General features: G+C 72.9%; 13 protein-coding genes. 7 read left to right on the top strand and 6 right to left on the bottom strand.

Going from position 1 to position 11,788, the window contains the following annotated elements:
- Positions 1-87: 87 nt before the first annotated feature.
- The 3 genes from ACWGKU_RS38145 to ACWGKU_RS38155 form a co-directional block, all read right to left on the bottom strand.
- Positions 88-1,899, bottom strand: coding sequence for a glycosyl hydrolase family 18 protein (locus ACWGKU_RS38145; RefSeq protein ID WP_452178901.1), 1,812 nt, complete (start codon positions 1,897-1,899; stop codon positions 88-90).
- 314 nt (positions 1,900-2,213) lie between these two features.
- Positions 2,214-2,840, bottom strand: a complete 627-nt coding sequence (locus ACWGKU_RS38150; RefSeq protein WP_401050819.1) for a hypothetical protein — start codon at positions 2,838-2,840, stop codon at positions 2,214-2,216.
- 123 nt (positions 2,841-2,963) lie between these two features.
- A complete protein-coding gene (locus ACWGKU_RS38155) occupies positions 2,964-3,524 on the bottom strand; it encodes a DoxX family protein (protein ID WP_359907172.1) in 561 nt (186 codons plus the stop codon).
- Positions 3,525-3,745: 221 nt separating this feature from the next.
- On the opposite strand from ACWGKU_RS38155, the gene ACWGKU_RS38160 reads away from it, so the two are divergent.
- Complete coding sequence (locus ACWGKU_RS38160; protein WP_387689547.1) at positions 3,746-4,378, top strand: MarC family protein; 633 nt, start codon at positions 3,746-3,748, stop codon at positions 4,376-4,378.
- Positions 4,379-4,470: 92 nt separating this feature from the next.
- On the opposite strand, the gene ACWGKU_RS38165 is transcribed toward ACWGKU_RS38160, so the two are convergent.
- The gene (locus ACWGKU_RS38165) at positions 4,471-5,010 is read right to left on the bottom strand and encodes an NADPH-dependent FMN reductase (protein ID WP_380553437.1); all 540 of its coding nucleotides are present in this window, start codon (positions 5,008-5,010) and stop codon (positions 4,471-4,473) included.
- A 121-nt stretch (positions 5,011-5,131) separates the two neighbouring features.
- Positions 5,132-5,593: an Lrp/AsnC family transcriptional regulator gene (locus ACWGKU_RS38170; RefSeq protein WP_359907181.1), complete on the bottom strand. Its 462-nt coding sequence runs from the start codon at positions 5,591-5,593 to the stop codon at positions 5,132-5,134.
- Positions 5,594-5,780: 187 nt separating this feature from the next.
- Between ACWGKU_RS38170 and ACWGKU_RS38175 the strand changes: the two genes are divergently transcribed.
- From ACWGKU_RS38175 to ACWGKU_RS38195, 5 genes are all read left to right on the top strand, one after another.
- A complete protein-coding gene (locus ACWGKU_RS38175; RefSeq protein ID WP_452178900.1) occupies positions 5,781-6,611 on the top strand; it encodes a tryptophan 2,3-dioxygenase in 831 nt (276 codons plus the stop codon).
- 113 nt (positions 6,612-6,724) lie between these two features.
- Positions 6,725-7,951 (top strand): kynureninase, encoded by a 1,227-nt coding sequence (gene kynU / locus ACWGKU_RS38180; RefSeq protein ID WP_452178899.1) that lies wholly within the window; start codon positions 6,725-6,727, stop codon positions 7,949-7,951.
- A 65-nt stretch (positions 7,952-8,016) separates the two neighbouring features.
- Positions 8,017-8,652, top strand: a complete 636-nt coding sequence (locus ACWGKU_RS38185; RefSeq protein WP_359907188.1) for a TetR family transcriptional regulator — start codon at positions 8,017-8,019, stop codon at positions 8,650-8,652.
- Positions 8,649-9,413 (top strand): SDR family oxidoreductase, encoded by a 765-nt coding sequence (locus ACWGKU_RS38190; protein ID WP_452178898.1) that lies wholly within the window; start codon positions 8,649-8,651, stop codon positions 9,411-9,413. The genes ACWGKU_RS38185 and ACWGKU_RS38190 overlap by 4 nt, the downstream gene beginning before the upstream one ends.
- Positions 9,414-9,528: 115 nt before the next feature.
- Positions 9,529-10,026: a F0F1 ATP synthase subunit B family protein gene (locus ACWGKU_RS38195; RefSeq protein WP_401054681.1), complete on the top strand. Its 498-nt coding sequence runs from the start codon at positions 9,529-9,531 to the stop codon at positions 10,024-10,026.
- Positions 10,027-10,056: 30 nt separating this feature from the next.
- On the opposite strand, the gene ACWGKU_RS38200 is transcribed toward ACWGKU_RS38195, so the two are convergent.
- The gene (locus tag ACWGKU_RS38200; RefSeq protein WP_452178897.1) at positions 10,057-11,004 is read right to left on the bottom strand and encodes a hypothetical protein; all 948 of its coding nucleotides are present in this window, start codon (positions 11,002-11,004) and stop codon (positions 10,057-10,059) included.
- Positions 11,005-11,080: 76 nt separating this feature from the next.
- On the opposite strand from ACWGKU_RS38200, the gene ACWGKU_RS38205 reads away from it, so the two are divergent.
- Positions 11,081-11,710 carry a TetR/AcrR family transcriptional regulator gene (locus ACWGKU_RS38205; protein ID WP_452178896.1) on the top strand — a complete coding sequence of 210 codons (630 nt, stop codon included), beginning with the start codon at positions 11,081-11,083 and terminating at the stop codon, positions 11,708-11,710.
- Positions 11,711-11,788: the final 78 nt, after the last annotated feature.

The raw sequence follows: 11,788 nt of genomic DNA on the forward strand, positions 1-11,788 counted from the left end.
GCCGGGAGGATGCTCCTCCCGGCGGGCCGGACCCGTCGCTTCAGGTGCTGCGAGGATCCGTCAGGCCCTCGGCGGTCCGGTGGACCGTCAGCAGGGGCCGTTGTCGGTCCAGACGCCCCACTGGCCGCTCAGGCTCGGGTCGTCGCCCTTGGTCCACCACTTGTTGGTGTAGTAGTGGCCCTTCCACGAGACCTTGGTGCCGCCGGCCGCGTAGGTGGTGTTGGTGTCCCAGCTCGGGGCGGCCGGGCAGGAGGCCGGCGTGGTCGGGGTGCCGGTCGGGGTGCCCGTGGGGGTACCGGTCGGCGTACCCGTGGGGGTGCCGGTCGGCGTGCCGGTGGGGGTCGGGGTCGGCGTGCCGGTCGGCGGGGCCGGGCAGGCGGACGCGGAGCCGTTGGTGGCGCTCACCATCTTGTCGAACAGGGCGGTCTTGGTGCCCAGGTCGTACAGCGAGAAGGCGAAGGAGCCGCCGAGGCCGTTGCAGTGCGCGTAGTCGAGCTTGGCCTGGATGGACTTGGCATCCTCACCGCTCCAGAAGGTGTTGCCGTCGTAGAAGTACGTGGCCTGGGCCCCGTCGTCCCAGAAGGTCTTGGACGGGTTGTCGACGAAGCCCGCGAGCTCCTTGTACATCTGGATGCCGGGGACGTTGCCGGACATCGCCGCGCCGGCCGCCGGCTGGGTGGCGGGCTGGTACAGGCCGTGCTTGCCGTTGTCCTTCACGCCGGTCCAGCCGCGGTAGTAGAACGGCACACCCATGTTGATCTTGTTGGCGGGGAAGCCGCCGGGGATGCCGTACTCCTTGTCACCGGCCGTCCACGCCTTGATCGCGTTGTCGATCGAGTACTTCCCGTTGCCCGGCTTGGCCGGGGTCGACGGGTCGTCCGGGGTCGAGTAGAGCGCGGCCTGGTGGTTGGTCGGCCCCTGGGCGTCCCAGCCGCCGTGCATGTCGTAGGTCATGACGTCGAGGAAGGTCAGGTACTGACCGATCTTGTCGGTCTCGACGTTCATGATCTTGTCCTGGCCGGCGCCGACCGCCGCCGACAGGGCGTAGGTCTTCTTGTCCGCCGCGCCCTGCGCGTCCAGCTGGGTGCGGAACTCCTTCAGCAGGGCGGTGAAGTTCTGCTTGTCCGCCGGGCTGGAGAGGTTGCCGGTGTGGCCGCCGCCGCCCGGGTACTCCCAGTCGATGTCGATGCCGTCGAAGACGCTGGCCGCCGAGCCGGGGCCGCCGAAGCCGGCGTCGCTGGGCAGGTTGCCCTTGATGAACATGTCGATGCAGGACGACACCAGGTGCTTGCGCGAGGCGTCCGTGGCGGAGGCCGGCGAGAAGTACTTGGAGTAGGTCCAACCGCCCAGCGAGAGCAGGACCTTGAGGTTCGGGTTCTTCGCCTTCAGCTTCTTCAGCTGGTTGAAGTTGCCCGCGATCGGCTGGTTCCAGACGTCGCCGACGCCGTCGACCGAGATGTCCGCGCCGAAGCTCTTCTGGTAGTCGGCGAACGCGTCGCCCGCGCCGTCACCCGCGTTGGGGTTGTTGTCGTTCCCGTCGGCGGCCTTGGTGGCCTCGAAACAGCCCAGGTCGGTCGGGTGGATGTTGGCGAAGGAGTAGATCATGTAGTCCAGGTTCTTGGCGACGCCGGTGTCCTGGATCGTCTTGGGGTAGTACGCGTTCGCGTAGACCGACCACTGGTCGAAGTAGGCGACCTTGATGCCGCCGCTGGTGGCGGGCGCGCCGGTGGAGTTGGTGGTCGCGGCGTTGGCCGCGCCGCCGCCGGACAGCGCGAGGCCGGCGCCGAGCAGCAGGGAGGCGGTGGTGCCGGCCGCGATGGCGGCCATGCTCTTCGGGCGGCGTCGGCGGCCGCCCTGCGGCGCCGGGGTCCCGGCCCTTTCAATGCGTGAGCGCAGCATGGGTGCGTGACTCCTGGTTGTGGGGGTTCCCGTCGTCCCGGGGGCGCGCGTCCGGGGTGGGGCCGGACGACCGGGACATGACAGGTGTGGGTGGGGAATCGAGCGGGATCAGACCATGACGGACTACCGGGATGTGCCGAACCGGCGCCCGCGGCACGAGGCCGCTGACGCCGGTTCAGGGGCTCCCTGCACCTGGGCAATAAAAATGGACTAGACCAACTCACCCGTCAAGGGGTGCCGTTGGGCCTTGAGACCCGCTTAAGGTTCCACCCCCGCGCCGAGCTGGGCTGCCGCGTCCCGGGACGGCCCCGGAGTCAGTAACGGACGGCGTTGGCCACCTCGGCCTTGACCGTGCCGGAGAGGTCCCGGTGGGCGTGCGCGGTGGCCTGGGAGCTCTGCCCGACCGCCACGTCCTGAATGGTCACCGCGGCCGCGTCCATCACCTTGCCCGACTCGTCGGTGAAGTTCACCTGGATCACGTACCGGTACGACTGCTGCCCGTGGTTGGTGACGGTCAGCGGCACCTGCGGCTTGCCGTCCGAACCGGTGGTCACCGCCCCGGCGGTGACGTCCCCCTTGGCGTCCAGCCCGCCCTTGATCCCGGAGACGGCCGAGGAGGCCGCCGACACCGCCGCCGAGGCCTGCGCCTCGGCCGAGGCGATCGCGGACCCCGCCCCGCCGGCCGCCGAGCCCAGCGCCGAGGCGGCGGAGGCGACGGCGCTCGCGCCCTTCTCCACCGCCGACGCCGCCGCGGAGGCCACGCCGCTCACGGTCTTCCCGGAGGAGGAACAGCCCGCGAGCGCCGCCGTACCGACCACCGCCGCGACCAACACCCCCGCCACCGCCCGGCGTTGGTGACGCACCGGTGGTGCGTCCAGGTCCTGCGCGGTGACCCTCGGCGGGGTCGGGGAGCTGGCTCGGGTGAGCGGCTGGCGGTCCATGCGGTCCCTCGTTTCCGGTCGGCGCCGGGCTGCCCGGCGCACCTCCACGCCCACCCTCCGAGGGCCGCGGAGCCGCCGCCAGCAGGGCTGCTGCCTCCGGGTGAGCCGGGCCGGGAGAGCGCGTCAGGACAGCCCCGAGCCCTCCTGGGAGTCCGACTCCACCGCGGCCCGCTCCTCGCGCAGCCGCACCAGGTGGCGGCGCCGCGCGACGACGCCGTACGCCCCGGCGGCGCTCGCCACGAAGGAGGCCAGGCCGAGCCACGGCCGGTCGAAGACGTGGCCGGTCAGGTGGTCCAGCGAGTACCGGCCGGCGCCCGCCAGGCCGAGCGCCAGCCCGGTCGCACCGAGGAAGGCCGGGTACTCGTAGCCGCCGGACATCGCGAAGAAGCCGGCCGGGGCGTGCACCGACACCGCGCCCGCCATCGTCCCCGCCACCACCGCGCCGGCCGCCGGGGTCGCCAGCCCGGCCACCAGCAGCGCGCCGCCGCCCGCCTCGCCGAGGCCGGCCGCCAGCGCGCTCTGCCGGGCCGGGTGGAAACCCATCTGCTCCATGGCGTGGGTGGCGCCCTCCAGGCCGCCGCCCCCGAACCAGCCGAACAGCTTCTGGGTGCCGTGCGCGATCAGCACGCCGCCGACCGCGCCGCGCAGGGCCAGCAGGCCCAGGTCCTTACGGTTCAGGCACATGTCGCATCCTCGCTTCCGCGGCGGAGTGACCCCGCTCGGTGACAGTGGTGACGGTCCTGCCTCCATAGCAACCGAGGGCGCCCGTCCCTTCGAGCCGGGGCCGCCATCCGGGCGAATTCGGCCGCGACCGGGAATGAACCGCCGGCGGGGTGATCCACGCCGCGCCCGGCCGCGGGGCGTGGCGGACCGGCTGCCCGGGGCCCCGAGGTCATGCTTGGCCCATGTTCGTCTTCAACCTGGGCAGCGCCTTCATCACCTTCTTCGCCGTGGTCGGCCCGCCGAAGACCCTGCTGGCCTTCGCCCGGCTGGCCGGGACCCGCAGCAACCGGGAGCTGCGCCGGCTGGCCGCGCTGAGCACGGCCATCGCGGCGGTGATCGGCCTGGTACTAGGCTTCGGGGCCGACGAGCTGACCACCCTCTTCCACATCAGCGACCAGTCGCTCCAGCTCGCGGGCGGGGCGATCTTCTTCGTCTACGCCGTCGCCCTGGTCTTCGGCGTCCACCTCGGCTCGGACGCCGACGACGACGAACACCTGTCGAACCCGCTGGTGGACGGCATCCGCGAGCTGCTGCTGCCGTACATCGCCAGCCCGCTCGCCATCACGGCCGTCCTGGTCGCCTCGCTCAACCAGGACAACCTGGGCTGGAAGGCCGCCGTCTCCGGGGCGTACGTGGCCGTCGCGGTGATCAACTACCTCTGTGTGGCGGTGCTCGCGCCGCTGATGCGACGCACCCACCGCACCTCGCTGGAGGTGCTGTCCCGGCTGCTCGGGCTGCTGCTGGCGGCGGTCGGCGTCGAACTGTTCCTGGAGGGCCTGGCCGGGCTGGGAGTGCACCTGCCGGAGGGGCACTGAGCCCGCCACCGCACCCGCACCCGCACCGGGCTGACGGGCGCCGAACGGCGCTGACCGGCCCTGAACGGCGCCGAGCCCGGCGCCCGCCCGGGTCAGCCGGCCGCGAGGCGTGCCAGCACCTCGCCGATCCGCTCGCGGACCAGTGGATCGGCGACCAGCCCGTCCGGGCCGACCGCGCCGCGCTCCAGCGGAAGCCGGACGCAGGCCTCGTCCAGCACGGCCGCGCCGGTGTAGCCGAGGACGGTGCGCAGGGTGGCCTCGGCCCCCTGGCCGCGGCCCGGACCGGCGGCGTTGATCCAGCCGGTGGGCTTGTCCGAGATCTCGATCCCGCCGACCGTCCAGTCCAGCAGGTTCTTGAACGCGCCCGGCAGCGTCCCGGCGTACTCGGGGGTGCAGACCAGCAGCGCGTCGGCCGCCTCGATCGCGGCCCGCAGCTCGGCCACCGGCTCCGGCAGCGGGTCGGTGTCGTGGTCCGGGTTGAAGTGCGGCAGCCCGGCCAGCCCGGCGTAGTACGTGGTCCGCAGGCCCGGGGCGGCCGCGGCCACGGCGGCCGCGGTGCGCAGCACGGTCTCGTTGGTGGAACCGGCTCGCAGGCTCCCGGGCAGCAGCAGGATGTGGCGCTCGTTCGGCATGCCGGGCAACCTACTCCTTGACGTCCGCGTCAAGGACAGCCGCCCGCCGCCCGCCCCGTCATCGGCACCGGCCGTGGACCAGTGACAGTGGCAGTGGCAGCGGCAGCGGCAGCGGCAGCGGTCAGCGCGGCACCACCGGCCGCCAGGGCACCGGGCTGGAGAGGATCATCGAGCTGGACGGCTGGCCGTAGCTTCCGAGCCGGTCGCACACCGCCTCGAACTCGGCCATCGTCGACACCGCGACCAGCAGCACGCAGCACGCCCCGCCGGTGACGCGGTGCAGCTGGACCACCTCCGGCCAGGTCGGCACCTCCGGATCGCGCAGCACGCAGCGCGGGCCGTAGCACTGGATCTGGACCAGCGCGGTGATCGGCAGCCCGGCCCGGGTGAGGTCCACGTGGGCGTGGTAGCCGCTGATCACCCCCTCGGATTCCAGCCGGCGGACCCGTTCGGCCACCGCGGGTGCGGACAGGCTCACCCGGCGGGAGAGTTCGTTGTACGAGAGCCGGGCGTCGGCCTGGAGCTCGGCGAGCAGGCGGCGGTCAACGGCGTCCAAGGCGACCTCCCGGGTGGTCGGGATCAAGGGATTTCCATTCGTAAAGCGAATCGGCGGAATGCATCGCGAACGACAGCTCCGAAGGCGGTTGCGATGCCCGTCGACCATTCAAACGGGGGGCACCGCCGCCGCACAATGGGCACCCGGTGGAACCCGGCAGTCCGGCTGGTTCACCGGACCGGGCGATGCGGCCCGGAGGATCAGGAGGATCGGGATGGGGCACGACACGGTGGAGACACCCAACCTGTCGTTCGGTCGGGGCGGAGCACCGGGCCGGGGCACCCCGTACGCCCAGTACGTGCGTCTGGAGGAGCTGCACGGCCTGCAGCACCCGCGCAGCAAGGAGCCGGCCGAGCTGTCGTTCATCGTCACCACCCAGGTGATGGAGCTGCTGTTCGACCTGCTGCGGCACGAGTGGACGCTCGCCCGGCAGGCACTGCGCGAGGACGACCTGCCCGCCGCGCTGGCCGCGCTGCGCCGGGGCACCCACGTGCAGGACGTACTGGTGGAGTCCTGGGACCTGCTGGCCACCATGACCCCGCACGAGTTCAACTCCTTCCGCTCGCTGTTCGGCGAGGCCTCCGGCTTCCAGTCCGCCGCCTTCCTGCGGCTGGAGTTCCTGCTCGGCAACAAGAACGCCGCACTGCTGAAGATGTACGACGGGATGCCCGACACCCAGGCCGAGCTGACCGAGGCCCTGCGCTCCCCCGGCCTGTACGACGAGGCGCTGGCGCTGCTGGCGCGCCGCGGCCTGGCCCCGCACCGGGCGCCCTCCGAGGAGCGCCACCAGCCGTCCGCGGAGGTCGAGGCGGCCTGGCGGCGGGTGTACACCGAGCCGGAGTTCGCCGCGCTCCAGCCGCTCGGCGAGGCCCTGTTGGACGTGGCCGAGCGGGTCACCCGCTGGCGCCAGCGCCACCTCTCGGCGGTCAAGCGGACCATGGGCGGCAAGCCCGGCTCGGGCGGCTCCAGCGGACTGACCTGGCTGCGCAAGTCGGCCGAGCAGGACGTGTTCCCGGAGCTGTGGACGATCCGGGACGGGCTGTGACGGAGCGGGCCGTGACGGAGCTTGATGCGACAAGGCTTGATGCGACAGAGCGCGATGCGACGGGACGGGCAGGGACGGAGCGGGCTGTGGGCGAGGGGCACGAGAGGACGGGCATGACCACGCGCGAGGACTGCGCGGCGCTGGACGCCGTCGACCCGCTGGCGGCGTTCCGCAAGGAGTTCGCCCTGCCGGACGGGGTGATCTACCTGGACGGCAACTCGCTGGGCGCGCTGCCGGTGCGCACGCCCGAGCGGGTGCGCCGGGTGGTCGAGGAGGAGTGGGGCCGGGAGCTGATCCGCAGCTGGAACGACGCCGGCTGGTTCGAGCAGCCGTACCGGCTGGGGCAGCGGATCGCGCCGCTGATCGGCGCCGGTCCGGCGGAAGTGGTCGTCTGTGACACCACCTCGGTCAATCTCTTCAAGGTGCTGTCGGCCGCGCTGCGGCTGCGCCCGGGCCGGCGCACCGTGCTCGGTGACGCCGAGGCCTTCCCCACCGACCTGTACATCGCCGAGGGCGTGACCGGTCTGGTCGAGGGCTCGCGCAGTGCACTGATCCGCCCCGAGGAGCTGGACCGGCATCTGGACGGGGACGTGGCCGCGGTCGTCCTCTCGCACGTGGACTACCGCACCGGCGAGCTGCTGGACATGGCCGGCATCACCGCCCGGGTGCAGGCCGCGGGCGCCCTGATGATCTGGGACGTGTGCCACTCGGTGGGTGCGCTGCCGGTCGAACTCGGCGCCGCCGGCGCGGACTTCGCGGTCGGCTGCACCTACAAGTACCTGAACGGCGGCCCCGGTTCGCCGGCCTTCCTGTACGTCGCCGAGCGGCACCTGGCGGCCGGTCCGCTCCAGCCGCTGAGCGGCTGGTTCGGCCACGCCCGGCCGTTCGCCTTCGAGCCCGGGTACGACCCGAAGCCGGGCATCGGCCGGTTCCTCACCAGCTCGCCCTCGCTGCTCGGCCAGGCCGCCCTCGACGCCTCGCTGGACGTCTGGGAGCGGGTCGACCAAGCGGCGGTGCGGGCGAAGAGCCTGGCGCTGACCGACCTGTTCGTCTCGCTGACCGAGGGGCTGGACGGCGTCGAGGTGGCGACCCCGCGCGAGCACGCCCGGCGGGGCAGTCAGGTCGCGCTGCGGCACGCCGACGGCTACCCGGTGGTGCAGGCCCTGATCGAGCGCGGGGTGATCGGCGACTTCCGCGCACCGGACCTGATGCGCTTCGGCTTCACGCCGCTCTACGTGTCGTACACCGAGGTCTGGGACGCGGCCCGGCAGCTGGCCGAGGTGCTGGAGAGCGGTGAGTGGCGGGCGGAGCGTTTCTCCCGCCGGGGCGAGGTGACGTAGGCCGGGGACCGGGACCGGGCCTGCCTCCTTTGCCATTAATAATGCGCAGCATTAATCTTGCGCGCATGGCAAGGACATCGGCGGGCCACGAGACCCGCGAGAGGCTGCTGCGGGCGGCGGAGGAACTCTTCGCCACCCGCGGCGTGGAAGCCGCCCTGACCAGGGACATCACCCGACTGGCCGGACAGAGCAACCCGTCCGCCGTGCAGTACCACTTCGGCTCCCGCGAGGGCCTGCTCGACGCGATCATGGCCGGCCGCCAGGAACGCGCCGAGCAGGCCCTCGCGCCGCGTCTGCCCGCCCTCGCGGACGCGGACCTGCCCGGACTGCTCGGCGCCCTGGTCGCGGCCGAGGCCACCGAACTGCGCACCGAACAGGGCCGGCACTGCCTGCGGATCTCCGCGCAGGTCAGCCACAACAGCGGCGTCCGCACCCGGACCCCGCACCCGACGCTGGCCGGCGGCGGCTACTGGCGCCTGATCGAGCTGGTCGAGGACCGTATCTCCGCCCTGCCGGAGCCGATCCGGCTGGAACGGATCGACCTGGTCCTCACCCTGATCGGTGCGGCCCTCGCCGACCGGGCGCAGCAGTACCTCACCGGCTCCACCCCCCTGACGGACGAGGAGACCTTCCTCGCCGACCTGGTGACGATGTCCGCCGCCATGCTCTCCTCCCCCACCCCCCGAAGGAGCAGGTCATGAACGACCTCACCGGCAAGACCGTCATCGTCACCGGCGGCGCCCGCGGCCTGGGCGCCGAGGCCGCCCGGCTCGCCGTCGCGTCCGGCGCCAACGTGGTGATCACCGACGTCCTGGAGGAGGACGGCAGGACCACCGCCGCCGAACTCGGCGAGCGGGCGCGGTTCGTACGCCACGACGTGACCTCCGAGGAGGACTGGCAGCGCGTGGTGGACTTCGCGGTGGCGGAGTTCGGCGCCCTGCACGGCCTGGTCAACAACGCGGGGATCTCCACCGGCACGCTGCTCGCGGACGAGAGCGTCGAGCACTTCCGCAAGGTCCTGGACATCAACCTGACCGGCGTGTTCATCGGGATGAAGACCGCCGTCCCGGCGATGCGCGCGGCCGGCGGCGGCTCGATCGTCAACATCTCCTCGGCGGCCGGCCTGATGGGCCTGGCGCTCACCGCCGGCTACGGCGCCTCCAAGTGGGGCGTGCGCGGCCTCAGCAAGATCGGCGCGGTCGAGCTGGGCACCGAGCGGATCCGGGTCAACTCGGTGCACCCGGGCATGACCTACACCCCGATGACCGCCTCGGTCGGCGTCCGGCGCGGCGAGGGCAACTACCCCAACACCCCGATGGGCCGGGTCGGCGAGGCGCCCGAGATCGCCGGCGCCGTGGTCTACCTGCTCTCCGACGACTCCTCCTACGTCACCGGCGCCGAGCTGGCGGTGGACGGCGGCTGGACCGCCGGCCCGACCGTCAAGTACGTCATGGGGCAGTGAGCCCCCCGGCCGCCCGGGCCGCCGTGACGCAGCTCATGTCCGGGCCGAGTTCGACCGGCGTCACCCCTGGGGAAGCTTCCGACCGACGGAACGTCATACCCTGGGGAGGTAACGCGTGACGCTCGAACTCGGCCCGCTCAAGCCCGAACCGGCCCCACTGGTCCTCGGCCTGGCACTGTTCTTCCTGCTGCTGTGGGTGCTCGGCCGCCACTTGCTCCCCCGGATCGAACGGGTGCAGTCCGAACGCTGGGAGGCCACCGAGGGTCGCACCGAACGCGCCGAGGCCCTGCTCGCCGAGGCCGAGGCCACCCGGGAGGCCCGCCTGCGGGAGCTGGCCGAGGCCCGCCACGAGGCGGCCCGGATCCGGGAGGAGTACGCCGAGCGCGGCGCGGCGGCGATGGTCGCGGCCCGCGCGGAGGGCATTCGCGACCGGGACGAACTGCTCGCCACCGGCCGCGCCCGGATCGCCGCCGACCGGGCCGAGGCGGCCCGCCTGCTGCGACAGGACGTCGGCGAGCTGGCCGTCGCCCTGGCCGGCCGGGTGATCGGCGAGCCGGTGGACGCCGTCGCCGCACAGCGCCGCACGGTGGAGCGCTTCTTCGAGGCGAACTAGCGGAACCGGCCGGCTCTCGTCAGCCCGCCGTCAGCCCCTCGTCAGCTCCTCGACCAGCGCGCGGTACACCGCGAAGGCCGGCTTGGGCGTGTAGTCGTCGCGCATCAGGCCGAAGTGCGGGAACAGCCCGGCGCCCGCACTGTCCGCGTCCCGCAGGGCGAAGAACGCGTAACCAATGACATTGAGTTCGGCGGCGAGCCCGGCGACCGTCCGGACCACCTCCGCCACCACCCCGGCCTGCCGCGCCTCGCTCCGCCCGGGGCCGGTGGGCCAGCCGTTCTCGCAGATCCGCAGCGGAACACCGGGCCCGATCCCGGCTCCGGGCAGCGTGTCCCGGCGGAAGCCGGTGAGCACCGCCCGTACCGCGTCGGCGAGTCGACCGGGTGGGACGGGACGGAAGACGTCCGGGAAGAAGTCCAGGCCTACGTAGTCCAGGGCACGGTGGAAGCGCTCGTCGGCGAGCCGGCCGAGCTCGGGCCAGAAGGTGTCCGCGGAGTCGAAGGAAGGCACCGCGTTGAAGCCGACGGCCAGCCGGTCGAATCCCCGGGCCAGCGCCTCCTCCTTCGCCGCGATCACGCCTTCGACCAGCGCCCGGCGGACGTTGGGGATGCTGCCGTCCACGGGCGGGAGGTCCAGGTTGGGCTCCTCGCAGATCTGGAGCAGCCCGAGGCGGTGTCCCTCCGCGCGGACCGTCCACCGGACGAAGTCCAGCCAGCCCGCCAACTCCCCGCCACGATCCCGGTACTGGACCACCAAGTCGAGCCGGCGTCCCTCGACGGCGTACTGCTCGGGCCGCGCGGGGGTGTGCTCGCCGCCCGGGTAGGAGCGGTAGGCGCGGACCAGGAACTCCGCCGCACCGCCCTGGAGTTCGCGCAGGGCGGCGGTGATCCGGGCCGGGTCGTCGGGGCGGACGGGCGCGATCACGCCGGTGTCGTCACCGGCCAGTCCGCCGGGGTAGATGCCGAAGGTGAAGGTCATGCCGCCACCGTAGCGGATATTTTTGGTGTCACTGCAACTTTGGAGTGACACCATGCACTGCGGATAGGATCCGGCCATGGGACTTCGCGAACTCAAGAAGCAGCAGACCCGGGAGCTGCTCTCCGACACCGCCATGGGCCTGTTCGCCGAACGCGGCTTCGACCGGGTCACGGTGGTCGAGGTGGCCCGGACCGCCGGGGTCTCACCGAACACGGTCTTCAACTACTTCCCCACCAAGGAGGACCTGTTCTTCGACCGGCAGGAGGAAGTCGTCGCCCACCTGGCCGGGGTGGTCCGGCGCCGCCCCGCGGGCAGCTCGGCCGCGGACGCCGTCCGGGCCGACCTGCTGGCGGCCTTCGCGAGCGGGGAGCCGACGGTCGGACTGCATCCGGGGATGGCGGCGTTCTGGCGGATCGTCGAGGACAGCGCCGCACTCCGGGCCCGGCTGCTGGAGCTCGGCGAACGGGCCGAGGCGGCGCTCGCGGCCGCCCTGGCCGAGGAGTCGGGAGCCGCGCCGGAGGACCCGCTCCCCCGGATCGTGGCCGGAGCCGTCACGGGGGCCCACCGGGCGGTGCTCGGCGAGATCCGGCGGGCCATGGTGGCCGGGGAGCCGGCCGAAGCCGTGCGGGCCCGGGTCGAGGCGGCGGTCGACCGGGCCTTCGGCCTGCTCGCCTCGGGCCTCGCCCACTACCCGTCCGAGCGGTAGGCGGCCGGGGCCGGGGAACGGCGCGCCGGAGGAAACGGGAGACGCGGACGGGGGCCACGAACGGGGACGGGCCGGGAC

It is taken from the genome of Kitasatospora sp. NPDC054768 (genome assembly GCF_053612025.1).

Coding starts and splice junctions, on each gene's coding strand:
- ACWGKU_RS38150 (WP_401050819.1), bottom strand. CDS start 2,840: ATGGACCGCCAGCCGCTCACCCGAGCCAGCTCCCCGACCCCGCCGAGG.
- ACWGKU_RS38205 (WP_452178896.1), top strand. CDS start 11,081: ATGGGACTTCGCGAACTCAAGAAGCAGCAGACCCGGGAGCTGCTCTCC.
- ACWGKU_RS38145 (WP_452178901.1), bottom strand. CDS start 1,899: ATGCTGCGCTCACGCATTGAAAGGGCCGGGACCCCGGCGCCGCAGGGC.
- ACWGKU_RS38185 (WP_359907188.1), top strand. CDS start 8,017: ATGGCAAGGACATCGGCGGGCCACGAGACCCGCGAGAGGCTGCTGCGG.
- kynU (WP_452178899.1), top strand. CDS start 6,725: ATGACCACGCGCGAGGACTGCGCGGCGCTGGACGCCGTCGACCCGCTG.
- ACWGKU_RS38175 (WP_452178900.1), top strand. CDS start 5,781: ATGGGGCACGACACGGTGGAGACACCCAACCTGTCGTTCGGTCGGGGC.
- ACWGKU_RS38155 (WP_359907172.1), bottom strand. CDS start 3,524: ATGTGCCTGAACCGTAAGGACCTGGGCCTGCTGGCCCTGCGCGGCGCG.
- ACWGKU_RS38190 (WP_452178898.1), top strand. CDS start 8,649: ATGAACGACCTCACCGGCAAGACCGTCATCGTCACCGGCGGCGCCCGC.
- ACWGKU_RS38160 (WP_387689547.1), top strand. CDS start 3,746: ATGTTCGTCTTCAACCTGGGCAGCGCCTTCATCACCTTCTTCGCCGTG.
- ACWGKU_RS38200 (WP_452178897.1), bottom strand. CDS start 11,004: ATGACCTTCACCTTCGGCATCTACCCCGGCGGACTGGCCGGTGACGAC.
- ACWGKU_RS38165 (WP_380553437.1), bottom strand. CDS start 5,010: ATGCCGAACGAGCGCCACATCCTGCTGCTGCCCGGGAGCCTGCGAGCC.